Annotated in this window: 21 protein-coding genes, 1 tRNA gene and 1 pseudogene; 13 read left to right on the forward strand and 10 right to left on the reverse strand. The window is 39.7% G+C overall.

All coding sequences use genetic code 11. From position 1 onward, the window contains the following. Nucleotides 1-60: 60 nt before the first annotated feature. The 4 genes from EPR_RS06920 to amt all read right to left on the reverse strand — a co-directional run bounded on the left by EPR_RS06920 (nucleotide 61) and on the right by amt (nucleotide 4,610). Nucleotides 61-1,428: a phosphomannomutase/phosphoglucomutase gene (locus EPR_RS06920; protein ID WP_200762514.1), complete on the reverse strand. Its 1,368-nt coding sequence runs from the start codon at nucleotides 1,426-1,428 to the stop codon at nucleotides 61-63. Nucleotides 1,429-1,660: 232 nt separating this feature from the next. Next, on the reverse strand, nucleotides 1,661-2,848 hold the full coding sequence (locus EPR_RS06925) for an ammonium transporter family protein (protein WP_200762515.1): 1,188 nt from the start codon (nucleotides 2,846-2,848) through the stop codon (nucleotides 1,661-1,663). Between the two features lie 111 nt (nucleotides 2,849-2,959). Continuing rightward, nucleotides 2,960-3,298, reverse strand: coding sequence for a P-II family nitrogen regulator (locus tag EPR_RS06930; protein ID WP_200762516.1), 339 nt, complete (start codon nucleotides 3,296-3,298; stop codon nucleotides 2,960-2,962). Between the two features lie 91 nt (nucleotides 3,299-3,389). Continuing rightward, the gene (amt, locus tag EPR_RS06935) at nucleotides 3,390-4,610 is read right to left on the reverse strand and encodes an ammonium transporter (RefSeq protein WP_200762517.1); all 1,221 of its coding nucleotides are present in this window, start codon (nucleotides 4,608-4,610) and stop codon (nucleotides 3,390-3,392) included. A 331-nt stretch (nucleotides 4,611-4,941) separates the two neighbouring features. Here amt and EPR_RS06940 point away from each other — a divergent pair, with 331 nt between their 5' ends. The 11 genes from EPR_RS06940 to EPR_RS06990 all read left to right on the forward strand — a co-directional run bounded on the left by EPR_RS06940 (nucleotide 4,942) and on the right by EPR_RS06990 (nucleotide 20,150). Further along, nucleotides 4,942-6,219: an MFS transporter gene (locus EPR_RS06940; RefSeq protein WP_200762518.1), complete on the forward strand. Its 1,278-nt coding sequence runs from the start codon at nucleotides 4,942-4,944 to the stop codon at nucleotides 6,217-6,219. 46 nt (nucleotides 6,220-6,265) lie between these two features. Continuing rightward, nucleotides 6,266-7,912, forward strand: a complete 1,647-nt coding sequence (locus tag EPR_RS06945) for a bifunctional protein-serine/threonine kinase/phosphatase (protein WP_200762519.1) — start codon at nucleotides 6,266-6,268, stop codon at nucleotides 7,910-7,912. Between the two features lie 80 nt (nucleotides 7,913-7,992). Further along, a complete protein-coding gene (locus EPR_RS06950; protein ID WP_234697102.1) occupies nucleotides 7,993-9,585 on the forward strand; it encodes a DmsC/YnfH family molybdoenzyme membrane anchor subunit in 1,593 nt (530 codons plus the stop codon). Between the two features lie 30 nt (nucleotides 9,586-9,615). Next, nucleotides 9,616-11,907 (forward strand): molybdopterin oxidoreductase family protein, encoded by a 2,292-nt coding sequence (locus EPR_RS06955; RefSeq protein WP_200762520.1) that lies wholly within the window; start codon nucleotides 9,616-9,618, stop codon nucleotides 11,905-11,907. Next, nucleotides 11,907-13,820: a nitrite/sulfite reductase gene (locus tag EPR_RS06960; RefSeq protein WP_200762521.1), complete on the forward strand. Its 1,914-nt coding sequence runs from the start codon at nucleotides 11,907-11,909 to the stop codon at nucleotides 13,818-13,820. Before EPR_RS06955 ends, EPR_RS06960 begins: the two co-directional genes overlap by 1 nt. 189 nt (nucleotides 13,821-14,009) lie before the next feature. Further along, entirely contained in the window at nucleotides 14,010-16,478 is a 2,469-nt protein-coding gene (gyrA, locus tag EPR_RS06965) for a DNA gyrase subunit A (RefSeq protein ID WP_200762522.1), read from the forward strand. Further along, complete coding sequence (locus tag EPR_RS06970) at nucleotides 16,475-17,503, forward strand: aspartate-semialdehyde dehydrogenase (RefSeq protein WP_200762523.1); 1,029 nt, start codon at nucleotides 16,475-16,477, stop codon at nucleotides 17,501-17,503. Before gyrA ends, EPR_RS06970 begins: the two co-directional genes overlap by 4 nt. After that, complete coding sequence (locus EPR_RS06975; RefSeq protein WP_200762524.1) at nucleotides 17,500-18,024, forward strand: YqhA family protein; 525 nt, start codon at nucleotides 17,500-17,502, stop codon at nucleotides 18,022-18,024. The genes EPR_RS06970 and EPR_RS06975 overlap by 4 nt, the downstream gene beginning before the upstream one ends. Nucleotides 18,025-18,086: 62 nt before the next feature. After that, nucleotides 18,087-19,109: a uroporphyrinogen decarboxylase gene (gene hemE / locus EPR_RS06980; protein WP_200762525.1), complete on the forward strand. Its 1,023-nt coding sequence runs from the start codon at nucleotides 18,087-18,089 to the stop codon at nucleotides 19,107-19,109. After that, entirely contained in the window at nucleotides 19,106-20,017 is a 912-nt protein-coding gene (locus EPR_RS06985; protein WP_200762526.1) for a radical SAM protein, read from the forward strand. Before hemE ends, EPR_RS06985 begins: the two co-directional genes overlap by 4 nt. Before the next feature lie 58 nt (nucleotides 20,018-20,075). Next, nucleotides 20,076-20,150: transfer RNA gene (locus EPR_RS06990), tRNA-Asn, on the forward strand. Between the two features lie 237 nt (nucleotides 20,151-20,387). Here the strand turns inward: EPR_RS06990 and EPR_RS06995 are convergent. The 3 genes and pseudogenes from EPR_RS06995 to EPR_RS09370 form a co-directional block, all read right to left on the reverse strand. Then, nucleotides 20,388-20,699, reverse strand: coding sequence for a c-type cytochrome (locus tag EPR_RS06995; protein ID WP_200762527.1), 312 nt, complete (start codon nucleotides 20,697-20,699; stop codon nucleotides 20,388-20,390). A gap of 69 nt (nucleotides 20,700-20,768) precedes the next feature. Then, nucleotides 20,769-21,128, reverse strand: coding sequence for a CZB domain-containing protein (locus EPR_RS09365; RefSeq protein ID WP_234697201.1), 360 nt, complete (start codon nucleotides 21,126-21,128; stop codon nucleotides 20,769-20,771). A gap of 75 nt (nucleotides 21,129-21,203) precedes the next feature. Beyond that, nucleotides 21,204-21,476, reverse strand: a pseudogene (locus tag EPR_RS09370) (methyl-accepting chemotaxis protein); the annotation flags it as partial. 527 nt (nucleotides 21,477-22,003) lie between these two features. Between EPR_RS09370 and EPR_RS07005 the strand changes: the two are divergent. Further along, on the forward strand, nucleotides 22,004-22,336 hold the full coding sequence (locus EPR_RS07005; protein ID WP_200762529.1) for a hypothetical protein: 333 nt from the start codon (nucleotides 22,004-22,006) through the stop codon (nucleotides 22,334-22,336). A 1-nt stretch (nucleotide 22,337) separates the two neighbouring features. Beyond that, nucleotides 22,338-22,790: an acyloxyacyl hydrolase gene (locus EPR_RS07010; RefSeq protein WP_200762530.1), complete on the forward strand. Its 453-nt coding sequence runs from the start codon at nucleotides 22,338-22,340 to the stop codon at nucleotides 22,788-22,790. Nucleotides 22,791-22,802: 12 nt separating this feature from the next. Here EPR_RS07010 and EPR_RS07015 read toward each other — a convergent pair whose 3' ends face one another. Genes EPR_RS07015 through lepA form a run of 3 tightly spaced genes read right to left on the reverse strand, consistent with a single transcriptional unit; the run spans nucleotide 22,803 to nucleotide 25,720 of the window. Further along, nucleotides 22,803-23,369: a ComF family protein gene (locus EPR_RS07015; protein WP_200762531.1), complete on the reverse strand. Its 567-nt coding sequence runs from the start codon at nucleotides 23,367-23,369 to the stop codon at nucleotides 22,803-22,805. Next, complete coding sequence (locus tag EPR_RS07020; RefSeq protein WP_200762532.1) at nucleotides 23,366-23,914, reverse strand: YajG family lipoprotein; 549 nt, start codon at nucleotides 23,912-23,914, stop codon at nucleotides 23,366-23,368. The genes EPR_RS07015 and EPR_RS07020 overlap by 4 nt, the downstream gene beginning before the upstream one ends. 15 nt (nucleotides 23,915-23,929) lie before the next feature. Further along, on the reverse strand, nucleotides 23,930-25,720 hold the full coding sequence (gene lepA, locus EPR_RS07025; protein ID WP_200762533.1) for a translation elongation factor 4: 1,791 nt from the start codon (nucleotides 25,718-25,720) through the stop codon (nucleotides 23,930-23,932).

Consider the following 25,720-nt stretch of genomic DNA (forward strand, 5'->3'; position numbering starts at 1 on the left):
TTTCCTCATGTAAATATATGTTTTTATAATTATAACTATTGAGTGCTTAAGAGATATCTTTTACATCTCTTCCCGTGCTTTTTCTACAAGTTCGGTCAGTTTCTCCTGATAAAGCCTTGCATCTTCTGGACTTTGGGCCTCAAATCTCATAACAAGTACCGGTGTGGTGTTTGATGCCCTTACAAGCCCCCATCCGTTCTCAAAAATAACACGAACACCGTCAACGTCTATTATATCTTTGATTTTTGGAAAATCGGCAGGTGGATTTTTAAGAAACTCTTTGAGTCTTGCAATGATTTTAAACTTTTTATCTTCATCTGTTTTTATCTTTATCTCTTCAGTGTTATACACTTTTGGCAGTTTTTCTATCTCTTTGTCCAGATCCATACCGTTTTTTATCAGCTCCAGCACCCGCAAAGTGGCATAAATAGCATCGTCAAACCCGTAGTATCTGTCCGCAAAGAATATATGTCCACTTACTTCCGCAGCAAGATCCGCATCAATCTCTTTCATTTTGACTTTAAGGTTGCTGTGGCCGGTTTTCCACATTACAGCTCTGCCGATTTTGTTTATCTCGTCATACATTACCTGTGAACATTTCACCTCTCCCACTACTACGGGATTTTTCATCTGCCTTGCAAAGAGTATTGCAAGCTGGTCTCCTTTGAAATTGTGTTTTTTTGTAAGCACAGCTATTCTGTCCGCATCTCCGTCATATGCAAAACCTATATCAGCCGTTTTCAGTGCCTCCTTTACACTTTTGAGGTTCTTCTCTTCCGAAGGATCGGGATGGTGATTGGGAAATGTACCGTCAGGCTCGCAGAAAAGTCCTTTATAGTCCAAATTCAATCCTTTGAATATATCTTCAAGAACTATGCCAGCAACTCCGTTCCCGCAGTCGGCTGCTATTTTTGCGTTGAGTCCTTTCAGATGGGAAAAGCTTCGCAGCATATATGATATATATCTGCTTTTTACATCTATTGTTATGTGTTCTTCGTTGTCTTCTATATGCATATCTTTGTTTGCCAAAACTTCTCGTCCAAGTGCATATATATCATCGGAGAAAAACGGTTTTTTATCTATCGTTATTTTAAACCCGTTATATTCAGGGGGATTGTGTGAACCTGTTATCATTACCGAAGCATTGGGAACAATACCGTCAAAATCGCAATAATTTGAAAAATAGTTTACCGGAGTGGGCACCATCCCCATATTCAGAACCTTGACGCCCGCTTTGTTAAACCCGCTGGCAAGATAGCCGAAAAGCAGAGGAGAATGAGTCCTGGCGTCATACCCTATCGCTACATATTCGCCAATCTCTCTTACTCTTTTTCCTAAAAAATATCCTATCAGTTTGACAGTTTTTTCATTGAGTTCTTTTTCGAAAATTCCTCTTATATCATACTCTCTGAAAATGGTTGATAACATCTTTTACCTTTCGGTTTTTGAAAGAATTATATCGAAAAAAAAGGTTGAAGGACGAAGATTGAAGGGAGAGCCGTAAAGAAAAAGCAAACTGCTTTGCTTTTTCAGGCTCGCACGGCGAGGCGAATATGCGGGCGGAGCCTGCATCGCCTACGCCGGTTTACCGAAATAGTGAGCGAAGCGAACAGGTTGATAAAAGGGTGAAGGGCGGGATTTTATTCCCGCTTCTTCCTAACTATATCGCTCTTTTGAATTCAGGATAGGCTTCAAGCCCGCATTCGTTTACGTCAAGTCCTTCCACCTGAGCTTCATCACTTGCTCTGAATCTGATTATTTTGTTGATGACAAACAGAACTATAAAAGATGAGACAAAAGCAAAAAGTCCAATGACGGCTATACCTTTAAGCTGTCCCATGAGAGTTATACCCTCTTGCGGATTAGAGGCAAAAATACCGACTGCCACAGTCCCCCATATACCGTTTACAAGGTGAACTGACAAAGCACCTACAGGATCGTCGATTTTCAGTTTGTCAAAGAATGGAACCGCAAATACAACAAGTGCGCCACCCACTGCGCCTATCAGTATAGGGGTGTATTTGTCATATAGATCAGGCCCTGCTGTAATAGCCACAAGTCCGCCCAGAGCACCGTTTAATATCATAGTAATATCAAATTTCCTGTATTTTATATACATCAAAATCCCTACTATGATAGCTCCTGCAAGACCTGCCGTATTTGTATTCATAACGGTCAACGCAACCGCATCAGCATTCTCTTTCGAACTGATTGAACCCACGCTTCCGCCGTTGAAACCGAACCAACCTATCCAGAGGATAAAGGCACCAAGTACTACAAGCGGAATGTTAGATGCCGGAATAACTTTTACTTTTCCGTCTGCATATCTCCCTTTCCTCGGGCCTATTATAAGAATAGCAGCCAATAGCGCCCATCCGCCTGTAGAGTGGATTACGGTTGAACCCGCAAGGTCATACATGTTCAGATCAAGAACAGTTCCTTGTAAAAGATCCGCGCCCCAAGATATGTTTACTACCAGAGGATAGATAACGGCAGCCATAATTACCGTAAATATAGTAAGAGGAATTATTCTAACCCTTTCACTAACACCACCGCTCATAATGTTGATAACTTTTCCAACAAATGCCATCTGAAAAAGAAACGCAGCCCATTTACTCATAGAATCGTTTTCCCACGATCCAAATGCCAAAGTATAACCTATAAGAAGAAACGCCATTGAAGCAACGGCATAAATCATAGTGTTGACAGTTAGAACCGCTGTAACGTTTTTCGTTCTGACAAGCCCCGCTTCAAGCATAGCAAAGCCAGGTACCATAAAAATAATGAGTGTCATTGCGAAGAGTGCGAAGAATGTATCTATAATATAAGAGAAGTCAGTAGCACCCATTTTCTCTCCTTTTTAAAATTTTGGTTATTTTATCAAAGGAGAAAAAGAATGGGTGCTTAAATTTTAGGCAATTTTTGTGGGAGTCAAAAATTTTTGCCTATTTTTTAATCATCACAATGCTTCTTCGTCTGTTTCACCTGTTCTGATTCTTACTACTTTTTCTATGTCGGTAACAAATATCTTACCGTCACCTATCTTTCCGGTTCTTGCTGATTCAACTATCTTTTCGATTATATTTTCAACTTCACTGTCAGGCACAACTACTTCTACTTTCACTTTCGGAAGAAAGTCTACAACATATTCTGCTCCTCTGTAAAGTTCGCTGTGCCCCTGTTGCCTACCGTAACCTTTTACTTCACTAATAGTCATACCGCTTATACCAGCTTCTGTAAGAGCATCTTTCACATCTTCAAGCTTGAAAGGTTTTATAACCGCTTCAATTTTTTTCATATCTTCTCCTTCATTTTACAGAAGCAGAGACTGTTATTGTCTTCTGCCTCTTTTTCGAGTATTTTACACTCTTTTATCTATATTTTCAATTTTATACAGCTCTTGTAGATTTTGTAAATTCAGGATACGCTTCAAGACCTGTCTCTTCTATATCCTCACCTTCATACTCTACCTCTTCACTGACTCTTAATCCCATTATTAATTTGATGATATACCATATGATAAAAGATATCACAAACGTAAATGCGCCAATTACCACAATACCTTTGATCTGAGCGATTAAACTTACATCAGGATTAAATATCCCCACTGCAAGCGTTCCCCATATACCGTTTACAAGGTGAACAGAGAGTGCACCTACGGGATCGTCTATCTTTAGTTTATCAAAGAAAGTTACAGCAAATACCACAAGTATACCTGCAACAACACCGTCAATAAAAGAGACCATCATTCCAAGATCAGGTCCTGCGGTTACCGCAACAAGTCCGCCAAGAGCACCGTTTAAAACCATTGTTAGATCAACTTTTCTATAAAGAAGTTTTGTAACTATAGCAGCTGTTACCGCTCCTGTAGCAGCAGCCATGTTTGTATCGGCCATTACCATGCTCACAGCGTCTATATCCTCTTTGCTTCCAAGTGCCAACTGACTTCCACCGTTAAATCCGAACCATCCCATCCAGAGAATAAAGGTTCCCAGTGTGGCAAGAGGAAGATTCGCACCTGGAATCGGTTTGATTTTTCCGTCTTTTGTATATTTTCCCTTTCTAGCACCCAGAAGAAGAACACCGGCAAGAGCCGCCCAGCCTCCGACAGAGTGAACTATGGTAGAACCTGCAAAGTCACTGAATCCATCAATAATCCCGCCAAGAGCCGTACCGCCCCATGTCCAGTGCCCCTGAATCGGATAGATAACAGCAGTAAGTATTACTGTAAATACCAAAAACGGCCAGAGCTTCATTCTCTCAGCTACCGTTCCGGATACTATACTTGCAGCAGTCGCAACGAAAACTACCTGAAAAAAGAAATCGGCCATGAGAGAGTGGTCACCGTTGCTCATTCCGCTAAGCGCAAATCCGCTGCCAAAAAATGCGTTTCCTTCTCCATACATGAGGTTGTAACCTATAAAATAGTACATAATACATGCTATCGCATACAGAAGTACATTTTTAAGTAGTATAGTGGTTGTATTTTTGGATCTTACAAGTCCGGCTTCAAGCATAGCAAAACCGGCTGCCATCCACATTACCAAAACGGCGCTTATAACAAGCAGAAAGCCGTCCAGTACATATTTGACGTCAGCAAAACTTTCCATCTTTTCTCCTTTTTAATTTTGCATATCGAAAGTTTAACATTTTTAATACTCCTTACAGTATGTCGTTTTGATTAAAATTTAATCAATCTTGCCAGAAGGTATATCATATTTGATTTTTTTATATTCAATATAACAAACTCCCAAATACTACAAGCATCTAACAGCAAAAAATAACTTTTACATATTTTAATCGTTGAGAGTTATTTTTTATTTATGTTTGTTATTAGCTCAAAGAAAAAAGGTTGTTGATTGTTTTTTAATCAATTTTTTGCACTTTATTGTGTATTTTTCTTGTATCATTTTATTGATTCCACATATAAAAGGAGATCTGATGAAACTTTCGGAACTTAAAAGTGCAGGCCACTGGCCAACGCTTCTGGCCGCTTTTTTATACTTCGATTTTAGCTTTATGGTCTGGACTATGTTAGGACCGCTTGCTACAGAGATAAGCGAATCGCTTGCAAGAAGCGGTACTTTTTTAGATCCGAACCAGAAAGCTACACTGCTGGCCATCCCTATACTTGGCGGCGCGATTTTAAGAATAGTTCTCGGCTTTTTTGTTGATCAGATAGGTGCCAAAAAAACGGCTATTATGGCACAGTTGATCGTAATTGCCGGCCTTTTCTACGCATATTTCAGAGGTGAAGCAATAAGCTATCAAGAACTTCTCTTTGTCGCTGTCACTCTCGGTTTTGCCGGTGCCAGTTTCGCTGTTGCTTTACCTCAGGCCGGTCAGTGGTATCCGCCCAGACTACAAGGAGTCGTGCTAGGACTCGCCGGAGCAGGAAACATAGGTGTTGTCATCGACTTCCTTTTTGCGCCTAAAATCGCGGAGATATGGGGATGGCCTGCCGTATTTCTAACTGGCGGAGTACTCTCTACTATAATCCTTGCTACATATATATTGATGGCAAAAGACGCACCGCCGGAGGTTTACAAACCAAACCCAAAAAAACCGGCAGACTATTTGATGCTTCTCAAAGATAGAGATACCTGGTGGTTCAGTCTTTTCTATGCGATAAGCTTCGGCGGTTTTGTCGGATTTGCAAACTATATGAAAGTATATCTTATGAATACGTATCAAACCGATATGAGCTATTTCGGACTAGAGTTTATAAACGAACCAAACGTAAAAGTCGTAGCAGGATATTTCGGAGCACTATGTATATTCGCAGGAGCTGTTTTAAGACCGGTAGGAGGTGCCGTTGCCGATAAGATAGGCGGAGTGAAATCTTTATATATATTTTTCAGTGCAGTTGCCGCCCTCGCTATTTTAAATGCCACACTGGTCCATAACTTCTATCTGGCAATTTTTGTACTCTTTTTGATTATGGCAAACCTGGGCATGGCTAACGGCGCTGTTTTCCAGCTGGTACCACAGCGTTTCGGAAAAGATATAGGTATCATGACCGGTATTATCGGATGTGCAGGAGGGCTTGGAGGAACAGCTCTTATCAAAACACTAGGATGGAGCAAAGCGGCATTTGACGGATACGGGGCAGGATTTTTTATATTTTCTGCTTTGGTTTTGTTTGCCATATCGGGAATATCTCTGGTAAAAACCAGATGGAGAACCACTTGGGGTGTTACGGCAGGAGGAAAGATATAGGAGATTTTACCTCTCCTGTACTATTAAGAAACAAGGACTCTCTAAAATGGACAGCAAATTTCTAAAAGCAAAGATTTCAAAAAGCGTCACTTCAAAAGATAATACCGTAAGCGATGATTTTTGTGACGTGAAAGTATACGATGACATCATCATAGCCGTTTTATGCGACGGTGTGGGAAGTGCTCAAAAAGGCGGTGAAGCTGCCAGAAGGGCTGTAGAATACTTTATAAAAAACTTCAAAATAAGACCCAAAAGCTGGAGTATCAAAAAGTCTCTTCTGCATTTTGCAGACTCAATAAATAAAATTCTCTTTGAAGAATCCATGCATGAGTACGGCAGGCCTGAATTGGTCACGACTCTTTGTGTTGTGGTAATAGACGCAGACGAGTGCCACGGCATAAACATAGGTGATTCCAGATGCTATGTGGCTCATCCCGACAACACTGTAGTACAGCTAAGCATAGACCACACAATAAAAGAGGAGGGAATGGAACATATTTTGAGCGAAGCTCTGGGTCTGAAAAAAAGCATCACTCCAGCCTATTTCGATATAAAAATAGAAGACGGCGCTTCTGTCATGCTCTGCAGTGACGGGGTATATAACAATATAGAAAACAGAAGACTTGAAGAGCTCCTCGTAAAAAAAAGAGACGCAAAATCTTTGGTAAAAGAGGCTCTTAAAAATGCGGTTAAAGCAACACTCGATGATGCAAGTGCAGTAACGATAGATGTGGTAAATACAAATAAACTGAAAAAAATTGCAGCCCAAAAACTGCCTATTCCGGACTCATTGAAAGCCGGCAAAAATATAGACTCCTTTTTACTCAAAAAACCCCTGATACAAAACAACAGAGTCTGGCTTGCCGAAAAAGAGGGCAAAAAATATGTACTTAAATTTCCGCCGTTGGAAGCAAAAAGGGATGAAAAAATCCTCGACGCCTACCTGAAAGAGGCGTGGAATGCAAACAGAATTAAAGCCGGTTTTTTTGTAAAAGCGTGGATACCCGAAAACAGAAGCTGCAGATATTATGTAATGGAGTACCTTGAAGGAGAAACGATAGATAATGCTATCAAAAAGAGACCGCTCTTTGTAGACGATACGGTTGAGCTTGGAAAGTTTCTCCTTAAAGCCAGTCAATATCTGCTGAGTCTGGGTCTGGTTCACGGAGATTTGAAACCTGAAAATATCATAATTACAAAAAGAGACTCAAAAAGTGTTTTTAAACTTATCGACTACGGCTCAATCATAGATATGTTTTCTATAACAAGCAGAGCCGGAACTCCAAGCTATCTGGCGCCGGAAAGATTTAGAGGAGAAAGTATCAGCGAATCGACGGAAATTTTCGCTATAGGTGTAACTATGTACAAAGCACTGACAGGAAAATATCCTTACGGTGAAATCGAACCGTTTCAAACACCGCAGTTTTCAAAACCGCCTCAAAAAATATCAAAATACAACAAAAATGTTCCGGGCTGGCTCGAAGCGGTAATACTAAGAGCCATAGAAAGAGATATCGACAGCAGATACAGCCACTACTCGATGATGCTTTATGATCTGGAACATCCTGAAAAAGTGCAACCATATCTTAAAAACAGACCTTTTATAGAGAGAAACCCTCTTCTGTTTTATAAAACACTTTCGGCACTTCTTGCATTGGCTATAGTGCTTATATTGGGGTTTTGTGAAAAATGACTATTTTTTATGCAAAAAAGAGGACAAAAAAGTTCCTTTTAAACATATACTTAAAGTATATCAATTAGAGAGGATTTCTGATGGATGAAAACATCAGCGCTGTAGAAAGTTTTATAGACTATAAAGCCGCTACCGGAATGCAGTGCGGCAACTATTCCATAGATCTGCCCGAACTAAAAGAGGGCGAACAGTACAGATTTCATTTCGACGCTACAAAATGCATAGGGTGCCACTGCTGCGAGGTGGCGTGTAACGAGATAAATAACAATCCTGTCGATGTAAAATACAGAAGAGTGGGAGAACTTGAAGGCGGAATATTTCCTGACGCAAGTTGGCTGTTTATCTCCATGGGATGCAACCACTGCATAGACCCATGGTGCCTCAAAGGTTGTCCCACCAAAAGCTACATAAAGATAGACAACGGTATTGTAATTCACGACGATGAAGCCTGTATAGGCTGCCAATATTGTACGTGGAACTGTCCCTACGGCGTTCCTGTATACAACAAAGAGAGGCATATCGTCACCAAATGTCATATGTGCTACGAAAAAATAGAAGCAAAAGAGACTCCGGCCTGTGTTCAGGCCTGTCCGGAAGGCGCGATAGAGATAGAGGTGGTAAACAAAGAAGAGTGGATGAAAAACTCTATCGATAAAGAGGGAAATGCCCCGGGACTGGTTGACGCAAGAGTTACCATGTCTACTACCAGATACACTCTGCCTCAAAATCTGCCGCCGAAGATGCATCCTGTGGATGAAGGGCAGATAAAACCATCGCATCCTGAAATACCGCTCGTTTTTATGACCGTTCTTACGCAGATTTCGCTTTTCGGTTTTCTTGCACTTTTTTTAGGCGACCTTTTCGCCTCATTTTCCTCAGCATTGCCTGCTCCGGATTTTTGGGTGGCCATTGCCGTTTTGATACCCGCTGCGGCAGGTCTGCCTCTGTCGGCTCTTCATCTTGGACGCCCTTTCAAAGCTTTGAGCGCTATGAAAAATATAAAAACAAGCTGGCTTAGCCGCGAAGCTGCCGCTTTGGGGGCATTTGTATCCGGAATGACGATAACTGCCCTGCTCTATTTCTTCAATATTGACGGTTTTGCAAGAATCGCAACAGAAGCCCTTACGGCTGCCGTCGGCATTTACGGCATATTTTCCCAGGCCATGATATACATGATAGAAGCAAGACCTTCGTGGAACAGAAAAACAACTATATACAAATTTTTCGGAACTGGATTTGCCGGAATACTGCTTGTCGCTGCAGTAGCTATAGCCCAAAATCGAATAGATATAGCAAACTCACTTATCGCTCTTGCCTTGCTTTTGGGAGCTCTGCAGATATATCTTTTTTTTGAAAGCAAAAGATTTTATGAGATGCTAAATCCCGATCATAGATACTTTTATCAGCTTGATAAAACCAAAAAGCTGTTATTCGAAAGATTTGGCAGACTTTACAAAATCAGACAGATAACACTTATTACAGCAGCCGCAGCTCTTCCGCTTTTGGTATCGCTCTTTCTTAGCAGCCACAACACCGTATTGGCGTTTTTTTTGGCAGTTCTTGCATTTGTCACCGCTCTTGTAAGCGAACTTATAGGAAGGCTTTTATTCTATACAACAGCAGTTCCTCTGCAGCTTCCCGGCAACTTTTTTGCCGGAGCTCAAAGAGGATAGAGTCAAAACAGTTCAAAAAGAGGTATTGAAATGATAAAAAAGATAAAAGATTTTTTGGGACTCGATATAAAAGAAGACAGATATGCCCTTGCTGACGACCCGGTTTTCGGAAAAGTAGCAAAGGAAAGAAAACCGGATTTTTGGGTAAAGTCCGCATGCGGATACTGCGGTGTGGGCTGCGGCCTTTATATCGGAGTCAAAGAAGGTAAAGCCGTTTACACAAAAGGAGACCCTGCTCATCCGGTAAATCTCGGCACACTCTGCCCAAAAGGGCTTAGCGAACATCAGATGCTATACAACGACAACAGAGCTCTTTATCCCAAAATAAGAAAAAACGGAAAACTTCAAAACGTATCTTGGAAAGAGGCGTTCGAATATACGGCAGAAAAATTCAAAGATATCCAAAACCGCTACGGCAAAGGAGCGGTTGCGGTAATATCCACCGGACAGCTTTTGACAGAAGAGTTTTACACTCTAGGAAAATTCGTTCAACTAGGACTTGGAACGAACAACTACGACGGAAATACAACTCTTTGTATGGCAAGTGCGGTTATGGGATACAAACAGAGTTTCGGAAGCGACGGACCTCCGGGAAGCTATGAAGACATAGCAAAAGCCGATACTGTTTTTGTCATAGGGGCCAATCTGGCGGACAACCACCCTATTATCGTTCATCATCTGATGAAAAACAGAAAATCCAAAAAGATAGTGGTTATCGATCCAAGACGCTCAAAAACAAGTCAGCTGGCCGATATATATATACCTATAAAACCGAGAACAGATTTGGCTCTTATAAACGGTCTTGCATACATTATCTGGGAACAGGGCTGGTACGACGAAAAATTTATAAATGAAAGAACAACCGGCTGGAAAGAGTTTGTCAAACATCTACAAAAATATCTGCCGCAGGAGTGCGCGTACATAACCGGAATAGATGTGAAAAAACTGTATGAGCTCGCAAAGCTGTATGCAAAATCGGATAAATCACTGATATGCTGGACGATGGGTGTCAACCAGTCGGCCCAGGGAACGGATACGGTAAGCGCTATAAACAACCTGGCGATAATGACCGGCCATATCGGAAAAGAAGGAGCCGCTCCCTTTTCCATAACAGGGCAATGCAACGCAATGGGCACGAGAGAGTTCGGTTTTACCAGCTCCATTCCCGGATACAGAGACTTTGCAAGTGAAAATGACAGAGCCGAATTCGCCTCTTTGATAAATGTTCCTGTGGAACTGATACCGGATAAAAGAGGCTATAAATATGCGGATATTATAGATGCAATTGACAGGGGCGAGATAAAGGCTCTGTGGGTTGTATGTACAAACCCATATGTGAGTTTTCCGGATCAAAACAGGCTCAGGAGCGCATTGAAAAAACTCGATATTCTGATTGTTCAAGACGCTTTTATGAGTGATACGGCCCAGGTTGCCGATGTTGTTTTTGCAGCTGCTACATGGGGAGAAAAAGAGGGATGCTACACAAACAGCGAAAGAAGATGCAGCCGTGCAAACAAAGCAGTAGAACCTCCTGCAGACTCCAAAAGCGATTTTGAGATAGTGGTTGAGTTCAGCGAATATTTCGGCGCAAAAGACCTTCTCTTTCCAGGATGGAAAAAGCCTGAAGATGCTTTTAAAGAGATAAGGAAAATCTCCAAGGGAAGGCTCTGCGACTATAGCGGTATGACATATGAAAAGATAGAGAGACTTGGCGGCATACAGTGGCCGTGCAATGAAAAATATCCAGAAGGCACACCAAGACTCTATACTGAAGATATCGATTTCAGGACGTCTGAGGGCAAAGCCCGTTTTGTAACGGCTGATTATAGATCTCTGGAAGAGAATATTTGCGAAACATTTCCTGTAATATTAAATACCGGAAGATGTGTCGAACATTTCCATACAAGAACAAAAACCTCCAAAATAGCAATTCTCGACAACCTCGCCCCTGAAGCATGGATAGAGATAAACCCTGCTGACGCCAAAAAGCTGCAGGTCAAAAGCTACGACAGAATAAGCATAAGCAGTAAAAGAGGCAGGGTAGATAATCTTGTGGTAAAAATTACAAACCTTGTGGCTCCCGGAACGGTATTTGTACCGTTTCATTTCAATACGCAGCTTATAAACAGAGTTACAAACTCTCTCTTTGACCCCATATCCGGAGAACCCAATTATAAACAGACAGCCGTGCAGCTTCACAGCAAAAAAGTGCCTGAAGGCATAAAGCCTAAAAAAACCAAAATTGTCGCAAAGCTATGCTATGAGAAAAAAAAGAGACGTATAAAAACCGAAGAGATAAAAGCAAAATCAGGAGAATTTTGATGACAGACAGACTAAAAAAAGCAAAAGAGCAAAGAAGCAAAAAGATAAACAGGGTAGAAAACATAAAATCGCTCAAAACTCCCCAGGAGGCATTTGAACAGCTTAAAGAGTATGCAAAAAAAGGTTATGAATCCATACCGAAAGAAGATAAAGAGTTTTTTTTAAAATGTTTCGGGATATTCGATAGACCCGCAACTCCGGAAAAGTTTATGCTAAGAGTAAGGATCCCCGGTGGAAGAGTTACAGCCTTGCAGGCAAAAAAACTGGGCGAAGTGGCAAAAAAATACGGCAACGACTATATCGACCTTACTACAAGAATGCAGGTTGAGCTGCGATTTTTGAAAATCAAAGATTTGCCTCAACTTCTTGAAGAGCTGGAAAGTGTGGGTATTACCACTTATCAGACCGGCATAGACAATTTCAGAAACATAGTCACAGATCCGCTCGATTCGATTGCGAAAGACTCTGTTATAGAGAGTTTCGGTCTGCTTGAAAAGCTCCAGAATTTCTACCTTAAAAAACCTCAATGGATAGGATCGCTCCCTAGAAAATTCAATACCTCCATAACAGGTTCACTATCGAACAGATGTAATGTTTACGGCCATGACTGCTGTTTTGTAACGGCATTTAAAAACGGGCGATACGGATATAATGTCTATCTTGGAGGAAAAGTCGGAAAAATAGCACAAAATGCAGATGTTTTCTTGGGCAGTGAAGATGAAGTGCTACGCTTTTATGAAGCTCTGATAACTGTTTTTAAAACTTACGGATTCAGAGACAACAGAAACAAAAACAGACTCCACTTTCTGATAAAAGCGGTAGGGATGGAAGAGTTTATAAAAGCCGTTTCAAAAGCTGCCGATTTTGAGTTTGAATCCGCAGGGGAGACTCTTTGCTCACTAGAACACTTTGATGCAAAATACGGGCGCGTCGAACTTAAAGACGGCTCATTTGCTATACATGCCGTTGTACCCGCAGGAATTTTTACAGGCTCTGATATGATAGAAGCCTCTGAAATTGCACAAAAATACGGCAACGGCGAAATAAGGCTGACAGTTGAACAAAATCTCTATATAACAGGAATAAAAGAAGAGGATATAAAAAGTGTTTTTGAAACACCTTTTTTTCATAAATATCAAAATATCGACACCCCGTATTTCAACAACCTTATCTCATGTGTGGGTGCAAAACATTGTCCGTACGGTGTGATTGAGGGCAAACCTGACGCTTTGGCAATGTCAGAGTATCTAAGCTCGAAAATCTCTTTAAGCGACGGCAAAATACGACTTTACTGGTCGGCATGTGTAAAAGGATGTGGAATTCACGAGTTTGGTGACATAGGATTTATAGGTGCAAAAGCAAAAGTGGACGGCATTACCGAACCCGGCGTCGATATAGTCCTGGGAGGAAGTCTGACAAAAACCGATTCGCCTGCGCATACCATACTCAAAGCGGTGCCTCTTAGATTTGCAAAATATCTTGTAGAAGAGATTGTTTTGGAGTATGCTATACACAGAAGAAAAAACGAAAGTTTTGAAAAGTTTTTTGAAAGAGTACTATCTTTGTACACATATTCTGCTATATCGTTTATGGCGACTTTTAACTACGCGATGAAAAAAGAGAAATTTGATTATAGATTTTCTCTTCCACAAAAACCTGAAACAGGAAAAAACGAACATTTTGAAATATTCGATTTCGGATGCAGGATATACAAAGACCTTGTAGGCGAAAAACCGTATCTTGAAATTTTGGATTTCAGACCCCTGGGCAACCAAAAGCCTGCAAATCCTTCAAAAATCATTCCAGAAATACCAAAAAAAACAGGTAATTTGATATATAAAATGATTTCTCCAAATCCAAACGAAAGATACATGGCTTTCAGCGAATGTTTGAACGAGCTAAAGCTGTGGTAGTCCAAAAAACGGGGGCTTTGGCCCATACTGAAGCGACTCTGCTTCAAATTTTCTTCTCACCCTCTTTTTGACATTTAAATCCTCTAAACAAATATTGCCATTTATAGATAAACAAGAAATATTTTAAGCCACAAAAAGATATAATATCCCAAAAATATATAAAAATATAGAATAAATCAAAGGGTTTTTATGGCTGATCTGTTTGAAAAACATCAGGATATTCAGGAAGTCGATATCGAAGATAGCTTAAAAACAAGCTATCTTGATTATTCGATGAGCGTTATCATCGGACGGGCACTTCCAGACGCGAGAGACGGTCTGAAGCCGGTACACAGAAGAATACTTTACGCAATGAATGAGTTGAACCTCACAAGCCGTGCAGCATACAAAAAGAGTGCGAGGATCGTGGGGGACGTTATAGGTAAGTATCACCCTCACGGTGATACAGCCGTTTACGACGCACTTGTTCGTATGGCACAGCCTTTTTCAATGAGAATACCTCTTGTAGACGGACAGGGAAACTTCGGCTCCATCGATGGCGACAACCCGGCTGCGATGAGATACACTGAAGCCAGAATGACTGCTCTTGCAGAAGAGCTATTGAGAGATATAGACAAAGATACGGTCGATTTTGTTCCAAACTACGACGATACTATGCAAGAACCAGACGTTCTTCCAAGCCGTGTGCCAAACCTTCTTCTAAACGGAAGCAACGGTATAGCCGTAGGTATGGCTACCAATATTCCTCCCCACAGGCTTGATGAACTTATAGACGCTCTTCTGGTCCTTATAGACAATCCTGCCGCACAGGTAGAAGAGCTGATGGAGCATATTCAGGGTCCGGACTTTCCTACAGGCGGTATAATTTTCGGAAAACAAGGCATCGTTTCTGCGTACAAAACAGGAAGAGGCAGAATAAAGGTACGAGCAAAAACCCATATCGAAAAAAGAGGCAACAAAGAGATCATAATCATTGACGAACTCCCTTATCAGGTAAACAAAGCAAGACTCATAGAACAGATTGCGCAGCTTGTAAAAGATAAACAGATCGAAGGTATCAGCGAAATAAGGGATGAGAGCGACAGGGAAGGTATCAGAGTAGTTATCGAACTCAAAAAAGATGTCTATAGCGATATAATACTCAACAATCTTTATAAATCCACAAATATGGAGACAACTTTCGGAATAATACTTTTGGCTATAGAAAATAAAGAGCCTAAAGTATTTACACTTCTTGAGCTCCTGCAACTTTTTCTCAAACACAGAAAAACGATAATCATCAGAAGAACTATATTCGAACTTGAAAAAGCAAAAGCACGAGCACATATACTTGAAGGGCTCAAAATAGCTCTAGACAATATTGACGAAATTGTACGGCTTATAAAAACCAGTGAAGATGCAAAATCGGCAAAAGCAGGACTCATTGAGAGATTTTCTCTAAGCGAAATTCAGGCGCAGGCCATTTTGGATATGAGACTGCAAAGACTCACCGGGCTTGAAAGAGATAAAATAGAAAACGAGTATCAGGGGCTTTTAAAAGAGATAGAAAGATTATCAGCAATTCTTAAAAGCGAAGAGAAACTGAGCGAAATTATAAAAGAAGAACTGATAGAAATCAAAGAGAAGTTCTCGACTCCTAGACTTACGGAAATAGTTGAGTCATATGAAGATATTGACATAGAAGACCTTATTCCGAACGAACCTATGGTAGTGACAATTACACACAGAGGATATATAAAAAGAGTACCTCTCAAATCTTATGAAAAACAGAAACGCGGCGGAAAAGGAAAGACTGCCGTCACCACATATGAAGATGACTTTATTGAAAAATTCTTTATATCCAACACCCATGATACTTTGATGTTTATAACAGACAGGGGACAGCTGTATTGGCTAAAAGTATATAAAATACCGGAAGCCAGCAGAACTGCAAAAGGAAAAGCGGTAGTAAATCTGATAAATCTAGAACCCGGAGAAAAGATAAAAGCGATTATACCTACAACAGATTTCCAAAAAGACAAGTCTTTAGCTTTCTTTACCAAAAACGGTATCGTAAAAAGAACAAACCTTAGCGAGTTTTCCAATATAAGAAGCAGAGGGGTAAGAGCAATAACGCTTGACGAAAATGATGAACTTGTCTCTGCAAATATCGTCAATCCGGATACAAAATGGCTTTTCATTATAACCAGAAAAGGAATGTGTATAAGGTTTAAAGTCCAAGATGTAAGAGAGATGGGCAGAACCGCACGTGGAGTCACCGGTATAAGATTCAAATATCCCGATGATGAGGTTGTCGGAGCGGCTATCATAGCCAACGAAAATGAAGAGCTTCTGACTGTCAGTGAAAAAGGTATAGGTAAAAGAACAGAAGCGAGTGAGTACAGAGAACAGAGCCGTGGCGGAAAAGGTGTCATCGCTATGAAACTTACACCAAAAACAGGAAATGTGGTTGGTGTTGTAATAGTAGATGAAAACAAAGATCTTATGGTCCTCACCAGTACAGGGAAGATGATCAGAGTCGATATGCAAAGCATCAGAAAAGCCGGCAGAAACACAAGCGGTGTCATGATAGTAAGAGTTGAAAAAGGCGACAAAGTAGTAAGTATAGCAAGATGTCCGAAGGAAGAAAAAGAAGAGATTGAAGGAGAAGAGCAGTGAGAAGATACAATGTTGCCATCGTCGGAGCCACCGGGGCTGTTGGCGAAGAGATGATGAGAGTACTTGAAGAAGTAAATTTTCCTGTAAACAGACTTATCCCCCTGGCAAGCAGCAGAAGTGCAGGTGAAACGGTTCAGTTCCACGGCGATGATATCACTGTTCTTGAACTGACTGAAAACGTTTTCGAAGAACAAGATGTGGAAATTGCACTTTTTAGTGCCGGCGGAAGCATATCGGCACGTTTTGCACCATATGCCGTTGAAGCCGGCGCAGTAGTGATAGACAACACAAGCTATTTCAGAATGGATCCTGAAGTTCCGTTGGTGGTACCTGAAGTAAATCCTGAAGATATAGCAGGATGGAAAAACAGAGGAATAATAGCCAATCCGAACTGCTCTACAATACAAATGGTACAGGCTTTAAAACCGCTTGATGATGCTTACGGTATCAAAAGAGTCGATGTAGCTACTTATCAGGCAACAAGCGGCGCAGGAAAAAGTGCGATGGAAGAGATGGTTATGCAGATGAAAGATTTTTTTGCCTTCAAGCTTGATGAGAGTCCGCATGAAAAGTTTCCACATCAGATCGCATTGAATGTTATCCCGCAGATAGATAAATTTATGGATAACGGATACACAAAAGAAGAGATGAAAATGGTAAACGAGACAAAAAAAATTATGCACAAAAACATTGAAGTAAGCGCAACCTGCGTCAGAGTGCCCGTACTGAGAGGCCACAGCGAAGCAGTGACCGTTCATTTTGAAAAAGATGTAGATACAAATGCAGCCAGAGAAGTTTTAAGAAGAGGAAAAAATATTGTCATTATGGATGATCCGCAAAACTCCGAATATCCTATGCCAATAACAGTAGTAGACAAAAACGAAACATATGTAGGAAGAATCAGAAAAGATATATACAAGGACAATATTTTGCATATGTGGGTAGTTGCGGACAATCTCAGAGTAGGAGCCGCTACAAACGCTGTAAGAATCGCACAAAAATGGATAGAAACGGAGAGCATATGAATATTCTTGAAAAAGTTTTCGAATCTGTTTTATGGAACAGTAGACTCTTTATAGTTTTTGCCGTTATTTTTGGTATGCTGGGTGCGGTTGTGCTTGTTATTGTAGCAAGCCTTGATATTTTTCATGTCTGCATAGAGGCTTATAAAGTTCTTACCGGTCCTGAACATCCAAAAAATTTTCATGAAGTTCTTATCGGTGGTATAATCGGAGCAGTCGACTTATACCTTATTGCAGTAGTTTTGATGCTGTTCAGCTTCGGTCTATATGAACTTTTTATTTCAAAAATAGATGTGGCAAGAGAGAGTGAGTCTTCAAAAATCCTTCAAATAAGATCTCTGGACCAGTTAAAAGATAAACTCGCAAAAGTTATCGTTATGGTGTTGGTTGTCAGTTTCTTCAAAAGAGTTCTGGGAACATCTTACGAAGGACCACTTGAGATGCTCTACTTTGCAGGTTCTATACTGGCTCTTGCTTTAGGACTCTATTTTCTTCACAAAGGAGGCAGCAACGGCAGCCATTGAGAATCGGCTATTTATTGATTTTTCTCAATTGTGAATAGATTTTATATTAAAAGGAAAGAAATATGGTATTTATAGATGCATGTTTTAGAAAGGAGACGCCCTATACTCCAATATGGATGATGAGGCAAGCAGGAAGGTATCTTCCGGAATATATGGAAGTAAGAAACAAAGCTGGAGACTTTTTGACTCTTTGTAAAAATCCCCAGTGGGCCAGCGAAGTAACAATACAGCCTATCGATATACTCAATGTTGATGCTGCAATACTTTTCAGCGATATCCTTGTAATTCCTTTGGAAATGGGTATGGACCTCAAGTTTGAAAAAGGAGAAGGACCGGTTTTCAGTGATCCTATAAGAACTAAAGAGGATATTGACAGACTATATGACTATCCTGAAGAGAGACTCACATACGTTTATGAGACAATAAAACTCACAAGAGAGAGACTTCCAAAAGAAAAAGCTCTTATAGGCTTTAGTGGCGCTCCATGGACTCTGGCTACATATATGGTTGAAGGTAGCGGATCCAAAACATATGCACAGATAAAAAAACTTATCTATACAGACCCAGAATTTATGCATGCGCTTATGATCAAAATAACAGAAGCTGTAAAAGCATATCTTCTAAAACAGATTGAATCGGGTGTAAATGCTGTAATGGTTTTTGACAGCTGGGCAAGCGCACTTGAAAAAGATATGTTTTTTGAATTCAGCTGGGAGTATATGAAAGATATTGCAGAGTTTATAAAATTGAAACATCCGGATATTCCGGTTATTCTTTTCCCCAAAGGTATTCCAGGATATCTGGATAAAATAGACGGAAATTTTGATGTTTTCGGAGTCGACTGGGGAACCCCTATGGAACTTGCCAAAAAGCACCTTGGTGACAGATATGTCCTTCAGGGAAATATGGAGCCTTGCAGACTTTATAACAAAGAGGCGACAAAAGAGGGTGTTGAGAAAATAGTAGAAACCATGGGGGCAAAACCTGGCCATATATTCAATCTGGGACACGGCATGCTGCCTGACCTTCCGGTTGAAAATGCAAAATACCTGGTAGATTTGGTCCATACATTAACAAAAAGATGAGATACGTTTTTGGACCTGTAAATTCGAGACGTTTCGGGCTTTCGCTCGGAATCGATCTCAGCCCCGATGAGAAAAGCTGCAATTTTGACTGTATCTATTGCGAACTCTCACCATCAAAACCGACTAACTTTATAAAAAACCCTCCAAAACCGGAAGAGATTATAAAAGAGCTGAAATCCGCACTGAGAAAATACAAAAATATAGATGTTATAACCATCACGTCAAACGGAGAACCAACACTATATCCATATCTTGACATACTTGTCGATATGATCAACCGGATAAAAGAAAATACCTCTTTGCTTATACTCTCAAATGCTGCAAATATAGCCGATAAAAATATACAGAACATTCTAAAAAAAATTGATATTGTAAAGCTCTCTTTGGATTGCGCTACTCAAAAATGTTTTAAAAAAATAGACCGCCCGTTAAAAGGCACTGATATAAACAAAATTATAGAAGGAATAAAAAAGTTTAGAAAAAAATTCGATAAAACTCTGATAATCGAAATTCTTTTTGTAAAAGGTATAAACGACAATGCCGAAGAAGCCAAAAAACTTGCTCAAATTCTTTTTGAAATAAAACCTGACAGAGTAGATATAGGCACCATAGACAGACCGCCTGCATATAAAGTACAGCCTGTAAGTTTCAAAAAGCTTTTCGAACTCTCCTATTTTTTCAAAGAACTTCCGGTAAATATTGTATCAAGAAGAGATTCAAAACCTATGAACAAAGATTTGAGCGAAAAGGAAATACTTAATACGCTTAAACACAGACCGTTTACTTATGATGATATAAAAACTGTACTTTCAAAAGATTCTTTGAAGATTTTTGAAGAGCTGTTAAAAAAAGATTTAATAGAGAAAAAATATGTATCAAATGTAGTTTTTTATACGCCCAAATATTGACAAACAGACTCTTTTGATATATAATTCTACTCGTCTTTGAAAGAGAAAGCTCACTCATTCCGGGTTAGCTCAGTGGTAGAGCAATCGGCTGTTAACCGATTGGTCGCAGGTTCGAATCCTGCACCCGGAGCCACTACTTCAAAAACCCCCATTTCACAGACTTTATAGTTTAAAATATACTTGGTATCAGTCAAAATCGGTGTTTTCAGCTGACAACATCCGTAATAGATAACGAATAATACTTTATCAGATTAGATTTTAAATATAGTTTTTTGTTTTTGTTCCTATTACGTTGTGATTATCTTTGCAGCATCTATTACAAACAAGAAAATGCAGAAACTTCTTTTTTAAAACTGTTCCGAGAGTCTTGTTATTTAGTTTTTTTAAGACTCTCGATATATTTTGCTACTGCCATCATCTCTTCATCGGTTAGTTTTGTAGCCCTGTTTCTCATCATATTTCCGAAACCGTACTGGTTCAGTTTGCCTGATTTATAAGCTTTTAATTTCTCCACTATTTTTTCAGCCGGCCAGCCTGCTATGATTTTACTTACTTTCAAGGAACTTTTTTGCGCCCTATCTCCATGACAAACAGAACATGTTTTTTTGAAAATTTTCGCTCCGTCCGCAGCCCACAATGAAGTTAAAACAATAGAAAAACTTATAATTATAATCTTTTTCATTTAATAACCTTTACAGTTTTATTGTGACACAAGTGTAACATTTTTTAGAAAAATGTTTTATTAATCCAGCTATTTAGTTGCCGACTCTTTCTTATCCTTTTCCGCCAGAATTTTATCAAGTATCTCAAACACTTTCTTACTTCCATCTTCCATCTCTTCAAGAGCATCCAACAGCTCTTCAAAAGATGTTTTATCCTGATGTATTAGATCAAAAATCTTTTTTGTTCCATTATGTACCGTAGCATGAGGAATCTCTAGTGCCGAAAAGGATGGTGCATCAGAAAAAAACTCTTTGCCTTCTCCTTCATAATACCATTTTCCTAGTCTGCAGTTGTGATGGTCAACAAATTTAAACGCTTCCTCTTTCTTTGCAATAGAAATATATGTATTCACTTTCCATATTACATGATCGAGTTTCGCAAGACTCATAAAAATTCTGTTCGAAATCTTATCTATATCGTAAAATGTCAATCCTATTTCACTATTAATATTTGTCAATGTTGTTTCAAAATTATCGATTTTTGTATTGATCTCATCAATTTTTTTTGATACCGCTTCCGAAAAATAATCAACTTCATTGATCTCTTTTCTCATCGCTTTGATGATGTCATTTATCTCTCCGATAGCTTTTTGGGTTCTGTCGGCAAGTTTTCTAACCTCATCTGCAACAACTGAAAAACCTTTTCCAACCTCTCCAGCTCTTGCTGCCTCTATAGCGGCATTCAGAGCCAAAAGATTTGTCTGATCGGAAATATCCCTTATCAAGGAAAGTATCTTGTCAACCTCTTCTGCACGACCTAAAAGTTCCTGAACAGTTTTATGGGACTCTGAAGCTGTCTCATCCAGACTTTTTGTCTGCTCGGATATATTGGTTATATTTTTTAATACATCTTCAAAATGTTCATTTATATTTTTTGCATTTGATATCGATTTCTTTACAAAATTTACAGACTCTGCTATATTGGTCTGGATATCTATAAGCCCCGGTTTTAGATGTTCGTTCTCATAACCTAAAAGAAGTTCATCATAATCAATGCACTCTTCTTCCTCTTTTTTTTCATTCCTGCATCGGTCAAGTTCGCCTTTTAGGCGTTCTATCTCTTTTCTTAGCCTTACATTTTCCTCTTGCAACTTATTTGTCTCTTCATTGTTGCTGCTTCCAAACAAAAACATGGCGCGCCTTTGGTTTTAGTATACATTAATTTATAACATTTTATTTTAATTTATTATAAATCTACAAAAAGAGATAAACTATTTACCGAGTTTTTGTTATACTTTTAAAAACAACTTTCAAAAGGAGCACCATGAACATCTCGAACGAAGGCCTATTGGCACAGCTAGGATATAATGTGGACGAAAAATCCCTCAGACAACTAAACGATACTATTGAAAACACAAAAAAATTTGACAAGATAAAAAAACATCTTATTGCCTTAAACGACAACCTTAAACATACATCTTCTTATGTAGCGCTTTCAAACTCTTTCAGTTATTTTAAAATAAAGATAGACACTGATAATGAAACTATGATAAATGAGGCCAAAGAGATAATCAACAAATGGGCCGACAAATACAATGTAAAACTAAAAAAGGTGGAAAACAAAGAAACCTTTTATATAATAGGTGTAGAAAAATAGTGTGAAAAAATTTTTGATATATCTTTTTCCATTATTGCTTTATGCTGACCCGCTGCTATTAATGGAATTTGGCTCAAGCACAAAAAGTAGCAGCAAAAATTTTTATGCTCTTTCATATGGCATAAAGACTCCTTTAATAAATCTTCCCACATATACAAAACTTTATGTGGGAGGGTGGAAAGAGCCTGAAAGCTCATGTTTTACCGGAGTTAGCGAAGGTATTTTTTTCGGTAAAAATCTTTTTTTTCTGGCTGAAATCGGTATAGTTTTTTTATCTGAAACAACCCGCAATCTCTCTACAACTTTCGAGTTCAGCGAAAAAGCAGGAATTGGCTACAGATTTGACAGTTATATGGTTTCTATAAATTTCAGACATTTCTCCAACGGGGGAATCAAAGAGCCAAACAGAGGAGAAGGTTTTATTACAATGGATTTTTATATATCCGGATTTTGATAAATTCCGCTTTTACCTTTTCGCATCAGCCAGAGTCAAAGCAAAAAGCGGACTGCAGCCCTCTTTACGCAACACACCCACAGCCTCACTTATTGTAAGTCCTGTGGTTATTACATCATCCAAAAGAATAATATCTATACCTTTTTTCCCCCTATATTGAAAATTTCTCGGATTTTTGAGCCTAAACTCAAGACTCTGCCCAGAATAGGAAACTTTATTTTCAGCCCTTAAAGAACCGTATAGAGGTTTTATGTTTTTTGTTTTCATAGCTTTAGCCAATATGGCGGTATGCGAATAGCCGGATACTGCAACATCATCTATCCCAACCACATACGCTCTCTCTTCAAACTCCTTTGCAAAAAGAGAGAAGCTATTTTTTGCAAGAATCCTGTATATATAATACCCGATATATTTATGTTTTGTCTTGAGAAAAAGCTCTATCTCGGAGTAGGAGTAGAAAGTGTAAATACTGAAACCATCAGCCGTTTTGCGCTCTTTAATTGTAGGAGAAAGATGCTTTTTCTGGCATTCCCGGCAGATATGAATGAGTGAAAGTCTGTCGCAGAGCAGACATTTCACTGCACTAACTCTTTATTGGCTTCAGCTATACTTTTGATGAGTGATTTGAGTGATAGATCGAGTATCTCCTGTGCAAAATCTCTTATCTTTTTTGCACTTCCCACCGGTGATATCCATTTGCTCTCATGTATTTTTATCACTTTTGTTACACTTTTCGGACCCCGTTTCACATAAAGAGTTATTTTTGCACTTCCGAAAATATTTTCGCCTGTAAGTCTCTTTTTATCATATTCGATAAAGAACTCTTCTATCCTCACGTCTATGTCGAAATTCTCCATACCTTTTGCTATGAGAGCATTCTGTATGGCGTTTTTGAAAATATCTGCCAACTCCTGAGCGGAAGTTATATCAGCCAAAGAACCGTCAGCCGCTTTTATGACACCGATTCTGGTTTTAAATTCTCTTTCGTCTGCCACATTAAGCCCGTAAGAGCCTGATACACTATATTTTTTTCCCTGATACGGCTCAAATACAACATTTACGCCTTTATAGGAACATCCCGCAAACAGCACTGCCAGAAACGCCGCAATTATATATTTTTTCATTATCTCCTCCAAGGGCTAATCGATTTTGAGAACTGTCAGAAAAGCCTCCTGCGGAAGCTGCACTTTGCCTATCGCTTTCATTCTTTTTTTACCTGCTTTCTGTTTTTCAAGAAGCTTTCTTTTCCTGGATATATCACCCCCATAACATTTCGCCGTCACGTTTTTACCCATGGATTTTACCGTTTCTCTGGCTATGATTTTATTTCCTATGCTAGCTTGTATGGGAACCTCAAAAAGCTGTCTGGGAACGATCTCTTTCATCTTTTTGACAAGTTCACGTCCTCTGTACTGTGCTTTGGCTTTCGGAACAATGATCGAAAGTGCATCTACGGGCTCGCCGGCAACTCTGATGTCAAGTTTTACCAGATCCCCTTCTTTGTATCCTGAAGGTTCGTAGTCAAAACTGGCATACCCTTTGGTTACTGTTTTGAGTTTATCATAAAAATCCATCACTATTTCATTCATTGGTATCTCATACTCAAGAAGAACTCTCTCTTCGTTAAGATAATCCATCTTGAGCTGAACTCCTCTTTTCTCATTTAGAAGAGTTATGATATTTCCCAAAAATTCGGTCGGAGTAATTATCGTAGCCTTTACATAAGGCTCGTAAATTTTTTCAATCTCCTGAACAGGAGGCAGTTCACTCGGATTTTGTATCTCTATTTCGCTTCCGTCTGTCTTTTTGACTCTATACGTAACGGTCGGCGCGGTTGCTATAAGATCAAGCCCAAACTCTCTTTCAAGTCTCTCTTTTACCACTTCCATATGCAAAAGACCAAGAAACCCTACCCTGAAACCAAATCCCAGAGCCGCTGAAGTTTCAGGCTCATACGCTATGCTTGCATCGTTGAGCTTGAGTTTTTCCAATGCATCTCTAAGATCTTCAAACTTGTCTGTCTCTATCGGGTAGAGTCCGGCAAAAACGAACGGTTTTACCTCTTCAAACCCTTCTATCGGCTCAAGTGTCGGATTTTTGGCATCGGTTATAGTATCTCCTACCTGAACATCGCCTATGTTTTTGAGCCCCATTACGACAATTCCTATTTCACCTGTTTTAATGGAATCGGTTTTTATCGGTTTTAACGGATGGGGATACATAAGGTTCAAGACTTCATGTTTTTTGCCTGTACCCATTATGAGCACTTCCTGCCCTTTTCTAATCTCACCGTCAAATACTCTCACAAGAGCAAGAGCTCCAAGATAGCTGTCAAACCAGCTATCGTAAATCAAGGCTTTGGCCGGAGCTTCTGGATCGCCTTTAGGAGCCGGAATCCTGTCTACTATCGCATCAAGCAGCTCTTTTATGCCCTGCCCTGTTTTTGCACTTACTTCAAGAGCATCCGTACAGTCCAATCCTATAGTGCTTTCGATATCTTCCTTTACTCTGTCGGGGTCTGCCGCGGGGAGATCAATTTTGTTTATAACAGGTATGAGTTCAAGATCATTTTCAAGGGCGATATAAACGTTTGCTATCGTCTGAGCTTCAACACCCTGACTGGCATCAACTACCAGTAAAGCTCCTTCACTTGAGGCAAGCGACCGGCTGACTTCATAGCTAAAATCCACATGCCCTGGCGTATCTATAAGATTTAGTATATATTCTTTGCCATCTTTTATATATTTGAGCCTCACACTCTGGGCTTTTATAGTAATACCTCTCTCTTTTTCTATATCCATGGTATCGAGCATCTGCTCTTTTATATTTCTCTCTTCTACAGCACCGCACTCCTGAATAATTCTGTCGGCAAGAGTACTTTTGCCGTGATCTATATGAGCGATGATGGAAAAGTTTCTTATGTTTTCCAT

Source organism: Nitrosophilus alvini, assembly GCF_015100395.1.
Taxonomy (GTDB): Bacteria; Campylobacterota; Campylobacteria; order Campylobacterales; family Nitratiruptoraceae; genus Nitrosophilus; species Nitrosophilus alvini.